Genomic DNA, 16,296 nt, shown 5'->3' with positions numbered 1-16,296 from the left:
GGCCGGGCGCGTCAGCCGCAGCCGAGCGCGGGGTAGGCGGCGTCGTAGGACGTGGTGACCTGCTCGCCGCCGATCGTCGCGGTGCCCTTCACGGTCACCGCGCCCGCGTCGATCTGCCCGGCCCTGCTGTTGAAGGACTGGTACGCCTGCTTGCCCGGTGCCACGCCGGTCACAGTCTTCGACCCGTACGGCGTGGTCAGCGTCACCGTCACCGGTACCCCGGCGTTGTTGACGGCCGTGACCGCGACGTACGCCGAGGTGCCGACGCAGCGGGAGGAGGCGGAGACCGCCAGCTTGACCTGCGAGGCCGGCGCGGTCAGGTGGAAGTGGTCGAACGTGACCGTCTTCGACGCCGACTGGTTGGTGCCGATGGTGTAGACGCCGGCCTTGGCGCCACTGGCCACGGCGCTGTTCTCGACCGGCGCGGACAGCTCCGTCCACGTCTGGCCGTCGGCGGAGTAGGAGCCGGTGAAGGTGGCGCCGGCCTTCTTCAGCCGCAGCCACCACACGCCGCCGCTGAGGTTGTTCGCCTGCGGCTGCGGGCTCTGCACGGTGCCGCCGACCTCGCTGCGCAGCTCGATGGCCCGCGCCACCGCCGACCCCGCGGCGTTGGTGGTCAGGAAGTCGAGCTTGACGTAGTCGTCGTCGCCGGCGTACACCATCAGGCCGCCCTGCTGGTACTGCTCGTTCAGCGCCGAGGCGTCCACCTTCGTCTCCAGCGTCCAGTCGCCGTTCGGCGCGGGCTGCAGGACGAAGTTCTTCGGGCCGCTGTTGGTGGTCCCGTAGATGTCGCCGGTGGTGGTGTCGAGCTCCAGCTTGCCGTCCTTGACGCGGGCCGCGGTGGCGTCGGGGCGCACGATCGCGCTCCAGCGGCAGGTGTCGAGGGCGGTGCCGTCGAACTCGTCGTCCGGGTCGGGCGCGGTCGCGGTGTCGTCCGGAGTGATGTGGAACCAGTCGAAGGCGGCGTCCACGACCGGATGGCCGGCCCCGGCCAGGGAGAGCAGGCCGATCTTCGGGTTGGTGATCCCGGCGAGCGGCTTGGTCTGCGGCATCGCGGTGAACGTGCTGCCGTCCGCGGAGTAGTGGGCGGTGATGTTCGTCCCGTCGCTGACGAACCGCACGTACACCGTGTCGGGGTAGGAGTCGCCGAGGTTGGCCGTGTTGCTCTGCGACACCTCGTTCGGGGCGGCGTTCTCCTCGCGGATGAACTGGAAGATGCGGCTGGCGTGGTCGGAGCCCGACGTCGACCGCGCCTGGAGCACCATCTTGGCGTAGTTGTCGTCGTCACCGTAGATGATCAGGCCCGCCTGCTGGTAGGCGTCCCGCGCGTCCAGGGTGAGCTTGGCGGTGGCCGTCCACGCGCCCGACGGCGCCGGCTGCAGCACGATGTTCGGCGTGTTGCCGCCCGTGCTGTAGATGTCGGTCGTCGAGGTCGGGATGACCAGCTTGCCGTTCGCGACCTTGAGGTCCTGGTTCTCCCGGACGACCGACCAGCGGTTCCGGTCGAGCTGGCTGCCCAGGAAGTCGTCGGAGCGGCCGGTGAAGCACACCGTGGCCGGCGCGTCCACCTTGATCGTGACCTGCGCGGTGGCCGACGCGCCCTTGTCGTCGGTCGCGGTCACGACGGCGGTGTAGGTGCCGGGCGCGTCGTAGGTGTGGCTCGTCTCGGCGGTCGTGGGCTCCGGCGCGCCCGCCACGCCGAGGTTCCACTTGTACGTGATCGGGTCGCCCTCCGGGTCCGTGGCCGTCGCCTTCAGGTTCACCTTCAGCGGGGCGACGCCCGTCGCCGGGGTCGCCGTCGCGGTCACGGCCGGATGCTCGTTGTCCGTGGCGCCCTTGCCGACGAAGTCGACCCAGTTGAAGTTGGCCAGGTAGGCGTTGTCGGCCGCGCTCGCCGGCTTGCGCACGACGAAGTACAGCGGGCCGCTGTCCGTGGGCGGGCTGCTCAGGTCGAGCGTGACGTCGGTGAACGTCTGCCAGCCGCCGGTGGGCGGCACCTCGACCGAGCCGATCAGCGTACCGGTCTCCGGGTTGCCCGCCCGGACCTGCACGGTGCCGCCGGCGCCGCCCGAGGAGGCCCGGAACCGGATCGCGGTGACGTTCGTCAGGTTCGCCGGGTCGAACGACCACCAGTCGCCGTCCTGGACGAACGCGATGTGCTGGTTGCCGCCCTGCGGGTCGCTCGTGGTCTCCGCCTGGACGCCCGCGGTGTCGGTGCCCTTGCCGTCGGCCACCCGGCCGGTCCGCGAGAAGTGCTCGGCCTGCTTGCGCTTGGGCTCCAGGAGGACCTGGCCCCGCCCGGTCAGCGGCTTGGCCCCGTTGGCGCCGCCGTCGGTGTAGCTGGCCTCGATGGCGTAGAACAGGTTGTCGTACTCGCCGTGGCCGGCCTGCTGGGTCTGCAGCACGCCTTCACAGCCCTTGTGCTGGTCGAGCGGGTGGCCGTGGCTGTCGTGGCCGAGGATCGCCTGGATCGTGACCTTGTCGCAGTCGATCGTCTCGTCCTCGGGGTCGGTGACGGTGACCTTGAACTTCACCTGGTCGCCGAACTCGAAGAAGGCGCCGTTCGGCGGGAGGTTCACCGAGACGGTGGGGCGGGTGTTGCCCGCGCTGATCTCGACGCCGGCCGTGGCGGTCTTGCCGTCGGGGGTCTTGACGGTCAGGACCGCGTTGTAGTCGCCGCCCTCCGTGTAGGTGTAGGAGGGGTTCGGGTCGGTGGAGTCGGTGTCACCGTCGCCGTCGAGGTCCCAGGCGTAGGTGAGCGGCTTGCCGTCCGGGTCCCGGCTGCCCTCGCTGGAGAACGTCACGGCCAGCGGCAGCGGCCCGTCCGTCTTGTCCGCCGCGGCGCGGGCGATCGGCGGGCGGGTGCCCTTGGTGTACTCGATGCGGTAGATGCCCGAGTCGGCGTTGTCGCCGCCGAAGCCGGAGCCCCACTCGATCATGTACAGCGCGCCGTCGGGGCCGAACTTCATGTCCATCGGCTTCTTGAACGTCAGCGAGCCGAGGATCGGGTTCATCTCGACGAGCTTGGTGCCGGTCTCGTCGAGCTGGAACGACCACACCTTGTCGTTGTTCCACTCGCCGAAGATCGCCTTGCCGTCCCAGTACGCCGGCCACTTCACGTCCGACTGCAGGTTCGGGTCGGCGCGGTAGACCGGGCCGCCCATCGGCGCACCGCCGCTCATCTCGGGGAAGTTCTGCGGGTCGGCCGCGTAGTGGTACCAGACGGTCGCCGGGATCACCGGCGGCAGCGTGGTCAGCCCGTCGTTGTTCGGCGAGTCGTTGACGGGCGCCGCGCAGTTGAACGGCGAGCCCGACTGCTTGGTGGCGAAGTTGTAGTCCACGTACGGGGTGTTGTTGCCGACGCAGTACGGCCAGCCGTAGTTGCCCGGCTTCGAGATGAGGTTCCACTCCACCGTGTTCTGCGGGCCCCGGGTGGCGCTGGCCGTGCCGGCGTCGGGGCCGTACTCGCCGAGCATGATGTGGCCGGTCTTCGGGTCGAGACCCATGCGGAACGGGTTGCGCAGGCCCATGCCGTAGATCTCCGGCTTGGTCTTCGCCGTGCCCGGCGGGAACAGGTTGCCGTCCGGCACGGTGTAGCTGCCGTCGGCCTCCGGGTGGATGCGCAGCAGCTTGCCGCTGAGGCTGTTGGTGTTGCCCGCGCTGCGCTGGGCGTCCCAGCTGGAGCGGCCCTGCTGCTCGTCGATCGGCGTGTAGCCGTCGGAGGCGAACGGGTTGGTGTTGTCGCCCGTGGCCAGCCACAGGTTGCCCGTCTTCGGGTCGATCACCATGCCGCCGCCGTGGTGGCAGCACTCGGCCCGCTGCACCGGCACGTCGAGGATCTTCTTCTCCGTCGTCAGGTCCACCGTGTCACCGGTGACGGTGAAGCGGCTCAGCCGGTCCACGTTCGTGCCTGCGGGGGAGTAGTAGAGGTACAGCCAGTGGTTGGTGTCGAAGGCCGGGTCGAGCGCCAGCCCGAGCAGGCCGCTCTCGTTGGCGGTGAAGACGTTCAGCTTCGCCGCCGTCACCGTGCCGCCGGCCGGCTTGATGATCCGGACCTCGCCGAGCCGGTCGATGTAGAAGACCCGGCCGTCCTTGGCGACGTCCACCATCATCGGGTTCGAGGTGTTGTCGTCGAGCGTGACCTTCTCGAAGCTGGAGCTCTGCGAGGCCGAGCAGTCGGCCTTGACCGCGCCGGCGGCCGTCTGGATGCCGCCGAGCAGCAGCTTCAGGAAGTTCGGCTCGCTGTAGTTCTCCTTGAGGTGGCCGAGGCCCGTGTACCAGGAGCGGCCGCCGTCGAAGTCCTGGCACCACGTGATCGGGTGGTCGGCGCCCATCGTGGCGCCGGTGTAGGACTTCTCGTCCATCGACGTCAGCACGTGGACGGTCGCGCGTGGGTTCGCCTGGTAGTCGTACCACTCGTCGGTACGGGTCCAGGTCGTCGGCAGGTCCTTGGTGGACGGGTGCGCCGGGTCCTCGACCTTGACCGTGGCCTGCTGGATCGCCGGGTGCTGCTTGAAGTAGGCGCCGACGAGCTTGCCGTACCAGGGCCAGTTGTAGCCGCTGTCGGCGGCGGCGTGCACGCCGACGAACCCGCCGCCCTTCTGGATGTAGCGCTGGAAGGCGTCCTTCTGCTCCTGCGTGCTGAGCGGGTCGCCGGTCGTGGACATGAAGATCACGGCCTGGTACTGCGCGAGGTTCTGGTCGGTGAACAGCGCGCTGTCCTCGGTCGTGTCGACCGTGAAGTTGTTGTCCTGGCCGAGCTTCTGCACGGCCGCGATGCCCTCGGGGATCGAGTCGTGACGGAAGCCGGTCGTCTTCGAGAAGACCAGGACCTTGAAGGCGGGCTCCGCCGCCGTGGTGGTGGCGGCCTCGGCGCCCGCGGGGGCCGGGGAGAGCGTGACGAAGGGGACGATGAGGGCCGCGGCCATCGATAAGACGGCCGTCGCGGCGGTGCGGCGTCTCGGACGCCGTCCGCCGGCTCGTGGGGCCGAGCCGAGGAGCCTGGCCCACGTGCGCTGACGTGGTGACATGAGGAACCCTTCCTGACCGGGGGGACGTCAGGCAAAGGCGCGCGCCGCCGCGCTGTTGCCACGGGATGGTGACGGGATGGTGACAGGGTGGTGAGGAGCGGATGGTGCGGTTGCTGGAGGGTGCCGTCTCCAGGTCTGCGGGGGCCGTCAGCGGGGTGCCGGCCGGGGGAGTGCGTCCATGAGCGTCGTAGGGTCGTCGATGAGGTGGCTGACCACCATGCTCGCGGCGCCCCGGGAGGCGGCGCCGAAGCCGAGCGTGGAGGCGACGAACCGGCACTGGGCGGCGGGAGCGGCCACCATGAGCCGTTGGAGCTGGTCCTGGGCGTGGGGGAGCAGCCACTCGGCCAGCGAGGCGAAGTAGCCGCCGATGACGATCACCCGGGGGTTGAACAGGTTGGCCAGGATCGAGCCGCCGAGCCCGAGCCATTCGCCGACCTGCGCCACCGCCATCGTCATCCGCCGGTCGCCGGCGGCCAGGCCCCTGGCGATGTCGGCCACCCGCTCGCCCGGGTCGGGCACGGGCCGGCCGGGCAGCCCGTACGCCTGCTCGGGCATGGCCGCCCCGACCAGCGCGGCCAGGCCGACCTTGGTCTCCCAGCAGCCGACGCGGCCGCAGCCGCAGCGGGCGCCGTTCGGGTCCACCTGCAGATGGCCGACCTCGCCGGAGAACCCGTCGGCTCCGCGCAGCAGCTCGCCGCCCAGGATGATGCCGCCGCCGACGCCGACCTCGCCGGTGAGGTAGACCAGGTAGGGCGTGCCGGCGGCGACGCCCGAGGTGTACTCGGCCAGGGCGGCCAGGTTCGCGTCGTTCTCCACCCGCACGGGCACGGCCGGCGTGCCCAGCATGCCGGCGAGCTGGTCGGCCAGGGGCACGTCGTGCCAGTAGAGGTTCGGGGCGAGGGTCACGACGCCGCGCGCCACGTCCACCAGCCCCGGTACGGCGACCGCGACGCCGGCGGGAGCCGCCCCGGCCCGCCGCATCGCCTCCACGGCCTCCTTGGCCACGAGCCCGAGCCGGCGCACGGCCCGGTCGGGGCCGCTGCCCATGGCGTCGTAGGCGACCCGCCGCTCGACCAGGGCCCGGCCGCTGAGGTCGGTGCCGTGGACCGCGATGTAGTCGACGTTGATCTCCATGCCCAGGGCGCCGACGTGCGCCCCGTGCAGGGCCACCGCCCGCCTGGGACGCCCGATCGCGCCCACGTGCTCGACGCCGACCTCCCGCACCAGCCGCCGCTCCAGGAGCTCGGCCATGAGGTTGGAGACGGTGGCCCGGTGCAGCCCGGTCGCCTCGGCGATGTGGGCGCGGGACAGGGAGGCGTGCTCGCGCAGCTCGCGCAGCACCAGCGAGAGGTTCGCCCGGCGCAGCGCGGCGGCGCCCGCGGGAGGGGCGCCACCCGGCGGGCGGGTGCGGGGCGGCTTGTACGTCATGCGCGCCACCTGCCCTTTGTTTATCTCTGAGATCAATTAATCGGAGTTGTAACACGGGGAGATCACGCCGTACACCCCACGCCTTCGTAACGAGTTGGCAACACTGATTTCCGTGCACTTCAGGGGCCGTTGCGAAGCTCGTTACTGGAACGTTACATAATCTGTAACCGATTTCACTCTTGTGTGCATCGGGACGGCCCCTTTTAATTCGGCTAGCCACCCCGACTAATCGAGGAGGAGCGTGGACCACCACCCGGCCGGAGGCCACGCGGCCGGCTCGGCGAGTCGCGGCCGGCCCGCGCGGCTGCCCGCCGACCAGGCCACCGTGCGCCGCTCCAACCTCGCCCTCGTGCTGCGCCACGTCAGCACGCACGGCCCGTGCTCCCGCTCGGCGGTCGCCGGCGCCACCGGGCTGAACAAGGCCACCGTCACCAGCCTCGTCAGCGAGCTGCAGGCCCGCGGCCTGGTCAAGGAGATGGGGCCGCAGCACGCCGGCTCCGTCGGCCGCCCCGGCGTCGCGCTCGGCCTCGACGGCTCCCGCGTCGGCGCCCTGGGCGTCGAGGTCAACGTCGACTACATCGCCGCCATCGCCACCGACCTCGCCGGCCGCGTGCTCATCGACCGGCGCATCGGCTTCGACGCCATGGGCTCCGGCCCCGAACGCTCCCTCGACGAGCTGGCCCGCATGGTCGAGCGCACCGTCGCCGACCTCGACCGGCTCGGCGTCAGACCGGCCGGCATCACCGTCGCCGTGCCCGGCCTCATCGACACCACCACCGGCACCGTCGTCGTCGCCCCCAACCTGGGCTGGCGCGGCGTGCCGGTGGCCGAGCGGCTGTCACGCGCCGGCCGCGCCGCGGGCATCCCCATCGCGGTCGCCAACGACGCCAACCTCGCCGCCCTGGCCGAATACACCACCGGCGTCGCCGCCGGCACCGACGACCTCGTCTACCTCACCGGCGAGGTCGGCGTCGGCGGCGGCGTCATCGCCGGCGGCCGGCTGCTCAGCGGCGCCGACGGCTTCGCCGGCGAGGTCGGCCACGTCATGATCGAGCCCGACGGCGAGCCGTGCCGCTGCGGCCGGGCCGGCTGCTGGGAGACCAAGGTCGGGCTGGCCGCCCTCGTCCGCATGGCCACGCCCGAGCACGCCTACGGCACCGGCCTCGTCCGCGACCCGGAGGAGCGGCTGGCCGAGATCGAGCAGCGGCGCGCCGAAGGCGACCCCCGCGTGGACGCCGCCGTCGCCGAAGTCGGCCGGTGGCTCGGCCTCGGCGCCGCCATGCTCGTCAACATCTTCAACCCGCGGGTGATCGTGCTGGGCGGCTACTTCGCCAGGCTCGCCGACCGGCTCATCCCCGCCGCACACGAGGAACTGGCCCGCGCGGGCATGAACGGCGCCATCGAACGCTGCCACTTCGCCGCCTCCGACCTCGGCTTCGGCGCCGCCGCACGCGGAGCCGCCGGAGTCGTCGTCGAACGGGCGCTGTCCGACCCCACCAGCATCACGGTCCCCAGCCTCGTGCCACCCCAGAACGTCCCGCCTGCCTGACCGGCCACCGGAGCCGCACCGGCACCGTTGACGCCGAACTCGGTGCCGCCGCGGCGGTGCCAACCGGCGCCGTCAGGCGGGCGGGGCCGTTCCCTGATCACCATGGAGGACTTCATGACCAGACCCATCACCCTGTTCACCGGACAATGGGCGGACCTGCCGTTCGAGGAGGTCTGCCGGCTGGCCTCAGAATGGGGCTACGACGGCCTGGAGATCGCCTGCTGGGGCGACCACTTCGAGGTCGACAAGGCCCTCGCGGACGACTCCTACATCGAACGCAAGAAAGAGACCCTGGCCAAGTACAACCTCGGCGTGTGGACCATCTCCAACCACCTCGTCGGCCAGGCCGTCTGCGACCACCCCATCGACGAGCGGCACAAAGGCATCCTGCCCGCCCGCATCTGGGGCGACGGCGAGCCCGAAGGCGTGCGGCGGCGCGCCGCCGAAGAGATCAAGAACACCGCCCGGGCCGCCGCCGCACTCGGCGTCACCACCGTCGTCGGCTTCACCGGCTCCTCCATCTGGCACACCCTCGCCATGTTCCCGCCCGTCCCGCCGTCGATGATCGAGGCCGGGTACGCCGACTTCGCCGACCGCTGGAACCCCATCCTCGACGTCTTCGACGAGGTCGGCGTGCGCTTCGCCCACGAGGTGCACCCCAGCGAGATCGCCTACGACTACCACACCACCGTGCGCACCCTGGAGGCCATCGGCCACCGGCCGGCCTTCGGCCTCAACTGGGACCCCTCCCACATGGTGTGGCAGGACCTCGACCCGGCCGGCTTCATCCTCGACTTCGCCGACCGCATCTACCACGTCGACTGCAAGGACGCCCGCGTCGCCGGCCGCGACGGGCGGCGCGGCCGGCTCGCCTCCCACCTCCCCTGGGCCGACCCCCGCCGCGGCTGGGACTTCGTCTCCACCGGGCGCGGCGACGTGCCCTGGGAGACGTGCTTCCGCGCGCTCAACCACATCGGGTACGACGGGCCGATCTCCATCGAGTGGGAGGACGCGGGCATGGACCGGCTGCACGGCGCGCCGGAATCGCTCGCCTACATCCGCTCCCTCAACGCCATCACCCCACCGGCCGCCTCCTTCGACGCCGCCTTCTCCTCCGAGTGATCCCCCGCCGGGCGGCGGCCCCCTCCCCGACCGCCGCCCGCCGCGCCATGCGGGCGTCCCGCGTGGTGGCACGGGCCACGGCGCGGTCTTGTGACGCCAGTCGCATGCGCCGCGACGCCGTCTTGTAGCGCCGGGCGCATGCGCCGCGCCGTTTTGTGCGTCGGGCGCATGCGCCACTGTGCCGACTTGTGGCCGCTGGCCCCACGCGGCCGTTCCATCCCGCGCCGTGCCGCCGGGCGCACGCGGCCGTGCGATGCCGCGCCGTGCCGCTGGGCGCACGCGCCCGTTCCGTCCCGCCATGCGGTCGTCGGGCGCACGCGCTCACCCCGTCCCGCGCCGTGTCGCCGGGTGCATGCGCCCGTTCCGGTCCCGCCACGCGGTCGCCGGGCGCACGCGCTCACCCCGTCCCGCACCGTGTCGCCGGGTGCATGCGCACCTTCAGCAGGTGCATGCACCCCGAACCACAGGGCGGCTGCCGCGTGCGCCCATACCGCAGCGCGGCAGCCGCGCTCCATACCGCGCCGTGGCTGCCGCGTGCGCGCTGTCCTCCCGCGGCGCTGGGCGTCGGGGACGTGCCGGGTCACTCGGCGGGGCGTGGCTCCATGCCCGCCGGCAGGCCCGTGACCTGGGCCGTGCCGGAGCGGTCGATCGTCACGTCCACCGGGGAGCCGGCCACGCGCAGCCCGCGTACCGACAGCGCGCCCAGCGGGGCGCCGGGCAGCGGGCGCAGGATCGTGCGGCCCGACGGCACGTCCGGGTACAGGCCCGTGGCGGCGTGCAGGATCGCGACAGCCGCAGCCGCCGACCACGCCTGCGGCCGGCAGGCCGCCGGGTACGGCACCGGACGTCCCATCAGCGTGCGGTCGTCGCCCGCGTGCAGCTCCGGCAGCCGGTATCCGAACGCCTCGGCCGCCGCCAGGAGCCCCCGCGTGAGGTCGGTGGCCAGGTCCGCGGCCACGCCGCCGTGCCCCGAGCGGGCCAGCCCGGAGATCACGATCGCGGTGTCGTGCGTCCAGACGGAGCCGCAGTGGTAGGAGAGCGGGCTGAAACCGGCGTCGGCGGCCGACATCGTCCGCAGGCCGAAACCGCCGGACATGGCCGGATCCGCGAGCGTCCGCGCGATCCGCACCTCCTCCTCGGCGGTGAGCAGGCCGGTGCCGAGCAGGTGGCCGATGTTGCTGGTCAGCGCGTCCACCGGGCGTTTGTCCCGGTCGAGGGCCAGGGCCGGGTAGCCGCCCGCCACCCAGAACCGCTCCCGGAACCGCTCGGCCAGCGTGCCCGCGTAGTCGCGCCACCGGTCGGCGCCCGGCCGGCCGAACGCCTCCAGCAGCGCCGCGCCCGCCACGGCCGCCTCGTACGCGTACCCTTGCACCTCGGCCAGGGCGATCGGCGGCTCGGCCCGCGAGCCGTCGCGGAAGCGGACCGCGTCGCCCGAGTCCTTCCAGCCCTGGTTGGCCAGGCCGCGCCCGCTGGTGTCGATGTACTCCAGGAACCCGTCACCGTCGGCGTCGCCGTCGGAGCCGAGCCAGCCGAGCGCCGCCTCCAGGGCGGGCAGCAGCGCGGCCACCTCGGCGTCCGGCAGGCCCCAGCGCCAGGCGTCGTGCAGCAGGCAGATCCACAGCGGGGTGGCGTCGATGGTGCCGTAGTACGCGGCGGGCAGCTGCAGGCCGCTGGTCTCGAGGTCGTAGTCGTGGCGGCGCAGCTCGTGCATGATCTTGCCGGGGGCCTCGCCCGAGGTCGCGTCCACCTTGACGCCCTGGCGGCGGGCCAGCACGCGCAGGGTGCCCGCGGCCAGGCCGGTGCCCAGCGGGAGCAGCATGCGGGCGGCCCAGATGCTGTCGCGGCCGAACAACGTCAGGAACCAGGGGACGCCCGCGCCGAGGAACGTGTCGCCCGGCGCCCCGGCCTCGGTGAGCCGCAGCGACTCCAGGTCGTCGAGTGACTGGCGGGCCAGGCGTACCAGGCGGGCGTCGTCGGCCTCGACCCGCGGCCGGCTCCACTCCGGCCCGCCGGCCGGTGCCGCCACGACGGCCTCCGGATCCTCGACCCGCACCCCCCACCGCAGCGTCACGGCCCGCCCGGGCGCGACCGCCACCCGCCACCGGAGCACAGCCCCACCCTCGCCCGCAACGACGCCCATGTCCGCGCCCGCGCTCTCGCCGGTGTCTGCGCTCGCGTCTGCGCCTGCGCTCGCGCCCGCGACTGCGCTCGGGCTCGCGCCCGCGCCTGCGCTCGGGCTCGCGCCCGTGTCTGCCCTCGCGCTCGCACCTGCACCCGCGCTCGCGCCCGCATCCGCGCCAGCGCCAGCGTCCGCACCCGCATCCGCATCCGCGCCAGCGCCCGGATCCGCGCCAGCGCCAGCGCCCGGATCCGCGCCAGCGCCCGCACCCGCATCGGAGTCCGCGCTCGCGTCTGCGCCTGCCCCCGCGCTCGCGTCAGCGCCTGTGCTCGGGCTCGCGCCCGTGTCTGCCCCGCACGCGCACCCGCACCCGCACCCGCGTCTGCGCCTGCGACCGCGGCGACTCCGGTGCTCATGCTCGCCGTAGCGCCCGGCGCGCCGGCGCCCTCTCCGCCGTTCTCCGCCCCCAAGTGGGCGGTGACGCGGGTTCGGCCGGAGTGCCAGGTCAGCGTGCCGTCCGTGACCGAGGCCGGGAGGGGGTCGGCGGTTCTGCCGGACTTGACCACCTCGACGGGGGCCAGGTCGCACGCGAGTGTGAGCGTGACCGTGCAGGTCACGGGGTCGGCCGCGGTGGAGGTGACGGTGATCTCCTCGTCCATCGCGCCGGGCGTGACGCGGCGGACGCGGTCGATGCGTACCGTCGGGTCGGCGGTGGGGTCGCCGAGCCAGCGGGCCAGGGAGACGAAGCGGGAGAGGCCGGGGAAGGGGACGGCGTGCGCGACGGGCTCCGGCTCGCGGCCGTCGACGAGCAGCCCGGCCTGGGAGAGCACCCGCGCGTCGGCGTGGAAGAGCCCCTGCACCCCGGCGGGCCTGATCTGGCCGTCGGTGCCGCTGAGCGCGGTCGTCGGGGCCCGGACGGTGGAGACGAGGTCGTGCAGCAGCGGTTGCAGAGGGTGGTCGTGCACGGTGAGGGCCCCTTGACAGTCCGTTGATTTGAACGATCTAATCTTGGCACACGCCTTTTGGATCGATCAAACCCCCAGAAAGGACACATATGGCGTCAAAGGTGACGATCGCCGACGTGGCTCGCTACGCCAACGTGTCCCGACAGACGGTGTCGAACGTGCTGAACTCCCCCGAGGTGGTCAAGGAGGAGACCCGGCAGCGCGTCCTGGACGCCGTCGAGGCCCTCGGCTACCGGGTCAGCGCCGCCGCCCGGCAGATGCGCACCGGCCGCTCGCGGCTGCTGGCCGTGCGGATCGAGACCACGCAGGACGGCATGAACGTCTTCGACCGCTTCCTGCACGGCCTCACCGAGTCGGCCGCGCGGTCCGGCTACCGCGTGCTGCTCTACACCGCGGCCGACGACCGGGCCGAGATCGACACGATCGACCAGCTCCTGGGCGAGTTCGAGCCCGACGGGTTCGTGCTGACCAGCACCCATCACGGCGACCCGCGGGCCGCCTGGCTGGCCGGGCGCGGCCTGCCGTTCGTCAGCTTCGGCCGGCCGTGGGGGGCGCCGGAGGGCGTGCATCCCTGGGTGGACGTGGACGGCGCCTCCGGCACCGAGACGGCCACCCGCCACCTGCTCGACGCGGGCCACCGCCGCATCGGCTTCATCGGCTGGGAGCCCGGCTCCGGCGTCGGCGACGACCGCAGGGCCGGCTGGGAGCGGACGCTGGCCGCGCACGGCTCGACGCCGGCCTCGTCCTGGAGACCGACGGGTCGTCGGCCCAGGGGCAGGCGGCCGCGCGCGAGCTGGTGGAGCGCGGCGCGACGGCCCTGGTCTGCGTCAGCGACTCGGTGGCGCTCGGCGCCTTGCAGGTCGTCCCCGACGTCGTCGGGTTCGACGACACGCCCGTGGCCGCGGCCGTCGGGCTCACCAGTGTCAGCCAGCCGCTCACCGAGGCGGCGGCACGCTGCGTGGAGCTGCTGACCAGCCGGCTGTCCGACCGGCCCGCCGCGACGCACGTGCTGCTCACCCCCTCCCTGGTCATCCGAAAGGAGCCTCGCTCATGAAGAGCCTCACGATCCCGGCGGCGATGGCCGTGCTGCTGTCTCTCACGGCCTGCGGCAGCGGGTTCGACGACCGGCAGCCGGCGCCGCAGCAGAGCGCCGGCCCGGCCGCCCTCCAGATCCTCATGGCCTCCTCGGGCGACGCCGAGACGAACGCCGTCAAGCAGGCGGCGCAGGCGTGGGCGAAGGCCAGCGGCAACACCGCCACCGTCACCCCGGCCCAGGACATCCACCAGCAGCTCGGGCAGGCTCTGGCGGGCAGCAACCCGCCGGACGTGTTCTACGTCGACGCCTCCCGCTTCGCCGACTACGCCAGCGTCGGCGCCCTGGAGCCGTACGCCGACCGGATCTCCGCCAGCCAGGACTTCTACCCGAAGCTGCGTGAGACGTTCACCTACGACGGCCGCTTCTACTGCGCGCCCAAGGACTTCTCCACGCTCGCCCTGGTCGTCAACGACGAGCTGTGGAAGAAGAACGGCCTCACCGACGACGACATCCCCACGACCTGGGACGAGCTGACCGCCGTCACGAAGAAGATCAAGGGCGTGACGCCGCTGGTGTTCGGCGACACCCGCGACCGGGTCGGCGTCTTCATGGTGCAGGCCGGCGGCTGGATCACCAGTCCCGACGGCAAGCAGGCCACCGGCGACAGCCCGCAGAACCTCGCCGCGCTGGAGTACGTCAAGGGCCTGCTCACCGCCAAGCAGGCCCAGTACGCCAGGGCGCTCGACGCCGACTGGGGCGGCGAGGCGTTCGGCAAGGGCAAGGCCGCGATGACCATCGAGGGCAACTGGATCCGGGGCGCGATGCAGGCCGACTACCCTGACGTGCGCTTCTCGGTGCACGAGCTGCCCGCGGGCCCCAAGGGCAAGGGCACGCTGTCGTTCAGCAACTGCTGGGGGATCTCCGCCAAGTCGCGGCACAAGGACGCGGCGATCAGCTTCGTCGAGGCGATGACCAAGGCCGATCAGCAGCTCGCGTTCGCGCGGGCCTTCGGTGTGATGCCCTCGCGCCAGTCGGCCAAGGACGCCTACCTGAAGGAGTTCCCGGGCGACGCGGCCTTCGTGGCCGGCGCCGACTACGCGCAGGGCCCGGTCAACGCCCCCAAGATGGACAGCGTCCTGTCCGACTTCGATTCGGGGCTGCAGAAGCTGGCGACCAGCGACCCCAAGCAGCTCCTGGCCCGGCTGCAGAAGAACACCGAGAGCGTGCGCGGCTGACGTCATGCGCAGTCGTACCAGGGAGAACCTCGCGGGCTGGCTGTTCGTGGCGCCGGTCGTGGCGATCCTCGGGCTGTTCCTGCTGCTGCCCATCCTCATGGCGCTGTGGGTCAGCCTGACGGGCTGGAACGGGCAGGGCAGCCCGTTCCGCGCCGGCGTGCCGTTCGTGGGCGGGGACAACTACGCCCGGCTGTTCACCGAGGACGGCCTGGCCCGCGAGAACTTCATGACGAGCCTCCGCAACAACGTCTACTACGTCGCCGCGGTGGTGCCGCTGCAGACGGCGCTCGCGCTGTTCCTCGCCCTCGTGGTGAACCGGCGCCGGGCGTTCTTCCGCACCGCGTTCTACTTCCCCTCGGTGACCAGCTCCGTGGCGATCAGCGTGGTGTTCCTGTTCATCTTCAGCAACTCGGGGGCGGTCAACCAGCTCCTGGCCCTGGCCGGGGTGCGGGGGCCGCAGTGGTTCTCCGACCCGCGCGGGGTGATCCAGCTCCTGATCGGGGAGCCGCCCGCGGCGCTGACCGAGCACGGCCTGCTCGGCCTGACCTGGTGGGACTGGCTGGCGGGGCCGAGCGTGGCGATGTGCGCGATCATCGTGCTCGTCGTGTGGACGACGTCGGGGACGTTCATGCTGATGTTCCTCGCGGCGCTGCAGAACATCCCGAAGGCGCTGGACGAGGCGGCCATGCTCGACGGCGCGACCCGGTGGCAGCGCTTCCGCCGGGTGACGCTGCCGATGCTCAAGCCGACCATGTTCCTGGTGCTGACGCTCGGGCTGATCGGCACGTGGCAGGTCTTCGACCAGATCTACGTGATGAGCCAGGGCGATCCGGCCAAGACGACGCTGACGCCGGCGTTCCTGTCGTACCGGACGGCCTTCCGCGACTTCGACTACGGCGCGGGCACGGCGATCTCGTTCGTGCTCTTCCTGATCATCGTGGTGCTGACGCTGGTGCAGCGGTGGGTCATGAGGGAGCGCAAGGCATGAAGGCCATGAGAGGCATCCTTCTGGCCGTCTTCTCGGTCGTCTTCGTCTATCCGTTCGTCATCCAGGTCGCCAACTCCTTCAAGACCGACCCCGACGCCGCCGCCAACCCGCTGTCCCCCATTCCGCACCCGGCCACGTTGTCGGCGTTCGAGCGGGTGTTCCTGGGCACGGACATGCCGGTCTGGCTGGCGAACTCGCTGCTGGTGACGGTGGTGGTCACGCTGGGGCGGGTGCTGCTCGACTCGATGGCCGGGTACGCGCTGGCCCGGCTGCGCTTCCGCGGCCGTTCCGGGCTGTTCGCGGCGGTGATCGCGGTGATGGCGGTGCCGGGGGTCGTGCTCTTCATCCCGAAGTTCCTGGTCCTGAACCAGCTCGGCATGTACGACTCCTACCTCGCGCTGATCCTCCCGCTCGTCGCGGACGCCACCGGCGTGTTCATCATGAAGCAGTTCTTCGAGTCGATCCCGGGCAGCGTCGAGGAGGCGGCCCGCATCGACGGCGCCGGCCCGTTCCGGGTCTTCTGGTCCGTGGTGCTGCCCATGTCGCGCCCGGCGCTGATCACGCTGACGATCCTGTCGTTCCAGGGCTCGTGGAACGAGTTCCCGCACACCCTGGTCGCCGTGCAGGACCCGGCGCTGTTCACCCTGCCGCGCGGCCTGGCCGACCTGGTCAGCGGCTCGCTCGGCGGCGGCACCCAGTTCCCGCTCAAGCTCGCCGCCGCCCTGCTGGCCACCGTCCCCGTCGCGGTGATCTTCGTCGTGTTCCAGCGGCACTTCATCCGCGACCCGAACCAGGGCGCGGAGAAGGGCTGACGCCTTCGGGGA

At 72.2% G+C, this 16,296-nt stretch carries 9 protein-coding genes and 1 pseudogene; 6 read left to right on the top strand and 4 right to left on the bottom strand.

The genetic code is table 11. The features are described 5' to 3' along the window. Positions 1-11: 11 nt before the first annotated feature. Entirely contained in the window at positions 12-4,928 is a 4,917-nt protein-coding gene (locus KIS93_RS12405) for a ThuA domain-containing protein (protein WP_080040198.1), read from the bottom strand. Between the two features lie 249 nt (positions 4,929-5,177). Next, a complete protein-coding gene (locus tag KIS93_RS12400; RefSeq protein ID WP_080040197.1) occupies positions 5,178-6,458 on the bottom strand; it encodes an ROK family transcriptional regulator in 1,281 nt (426 codons plus the stop codon). Positions 6,459-6,699: 241 nt separating this feature from the next. On the opposite strand from KIS93_RS12400, the gene KIS93_RS12395 reads away from it, so the two are divergent. After that, entirely contained in the window at positions 6,700-8,007 is a 1,308-nt protein-coding gene (locus KIS93_RS12395) for an ROK family transcriptional regulator (RefSeq protein WP_230466305.1), read from the top strand. A 114-nt stretch (positions 8,008-8,121) separates the two neighbouring features. Further along, a complete protein-coding gene (locus KIS93_RS12390; protein ID WP_080046906.1) occupies positions 8,122-9,129 on the top strand; it encodes a sugar phosphate isomerase/epimerase family protein in 1,008 nt (335 codons plus the stop codon). 580 nt (positions 9,130-9,709) lie between these two features. On the opposite strand, the gene KIS93_RS12385 is transcribed toward KIS93_RS12390, so the two are convergent. Together KIS93_RS12385 and KIS93_RS65045 are read right to left on the bottom strand one after the other, a co-directional pair. Next, the gene (locus tag KIS93_RS12385) at positions 9,710-11,239 is read right to left on the bottom strand and encodes an amylo-alpha-1,6-glucosidase (protein ID WP_222107429.1); all 1,530 of its coding nucleotides are present in this window, start codon (positions 11,237-11,239) and stop codon (positions 9,710-9,712) included. Continuing rightward, positions 11,197-12,213: a glycogen debranching N-terminal domain-containing protein gene (locus KIS93_RS65045; protein WP_246005261.1), complete on the bottom strand. Its 1,017-nt coding sequence runs from the start codon at positions 12,211-12,213 to the stop codon at positions 11,197-11,199. Before KIS93_RS65045 ends, KIS93_RS12385 begins: the two co-directional genes overlap by 43 nt. A gap of 89 nt (positions 12,214-12,302) precedes the next feature. Here KIS93_RS65045 and KIS93_RS12375 point away from each other — a divergent pair. The 4 genes and pseudogenes from KIS93_RS12375 to KIS93_RS12360 all read left to right on the top strand — a co-directional run bounded on the left by KIS93_RS12375 (position 12,303) and on the right by KIS93_RS12360 (position 16,284). After that, a pseudogene (locus tag KIS93_RS12375) lies at positions 12,303-13,267 on the top strand (LacI family DNA-binding transcriptional regulator). Next, complete coding sequence (locus KIS93_RS12370; RefSeq protein ID WP_080040195.1) at positions 13,264-14,484, top strand: sugar ABC transporter substrate-binding protein; 1,221 nt, start codon at positions 13,264-13,266, stop codon at positions 14,482-14,484. Before KIS93_RS12375 ends, KIS93_RS12370 begins: the two are co-directional and overlap by 4 nt. Positions 14,485-14,488: 4 nt before the next feature. Then, positions 14,489-15,472, top strand: a complete 984-nt coding sequence (locus KIS93_RS12365; RefSeq protein ID WP_080040194.1) for a carbohydrate ABC transporter permease — start codon at positions 14,489-14,491, stop codon at positions 15,470-15,472. After that, positions 15,469-16,284: a carbohydrate ABC transporter permease gene (locus tag KIS93_RS12360; RefSeq protein ID WP_080040193.1), complete on the top strand. Its 816-nt coding sequence runs from the start codon at positions 15,469-15,471 to the stop codon at positions 16,282-16,284. The genes KIS93_RS12365 and KIS93_RS12360 overlap by 4 nt, the downstream gene beginning before the upstream one ends. Positions 16,285-16,296: the final 12 nt, after the last annotated feature.

The organism is [Actinomadura] parvosata subsp. kistnae, assembly GCF_900323885.1.
GTDB classification, from domain to species: domain Bacteria; phylum Actinomycetota; class Actinomycetes; order Streptosporangiales; family Streptosporangiaceae; genus Nonomuraea; species Nonomuraea composti.
The sequence above is the reverse complement of the archived record's forward strand: the minus strand, read 5'-3'. Positions and strand labels throughout refer to the sequence as shown.

Bases quoted from the DNA above. Each gene is read 5' to 3' on its own strand.
- KIS93_RS12405 (WP_080040198.1), bottom strand. From the start codon at position 4,928: ATGGCCGCGGCCCTCATCGTCCCCTTCGTCACGCTCTCCCCGGCCCCC.
- KIS93_RS12400 (WP_080040197.1), bottom strand. From the start codon at position 6,458: ATGACGTACAAGCCGCCCCGCACCCGCCCGCCGGGTGGCGCCCCTCCC.
- KIS93_RS12390 (WP_080046906.1), top strand. From the start codon at position 8,122: ATGACCAGACCCATCACCCTGTTCACCGGACAATGGGCGGACCTGCCG.
- KIS93_RS12370 (WP_080040195.1), top strand. From the start codon at position 13,264: ATGAAGAGCCTCACGATCCCGGCGGCGATGGCCGTGCTGCTGTCTCTC.
- KIS93_RS12365 (WP_080040194.1), top strand. From the start codon at position 14,489: ATGCGCAGTCGTACCAGGGAGAACCTCGCGGGCTGGCTGTTCGTGGCG.
- KIS93_RS12360 (WP_080040193.1), top strand. From the start codon at position 15,469: ATGAAGGCCATGAGAGGCATCCTTCTGGCCGTCTTCTCGGTCGTCTTC.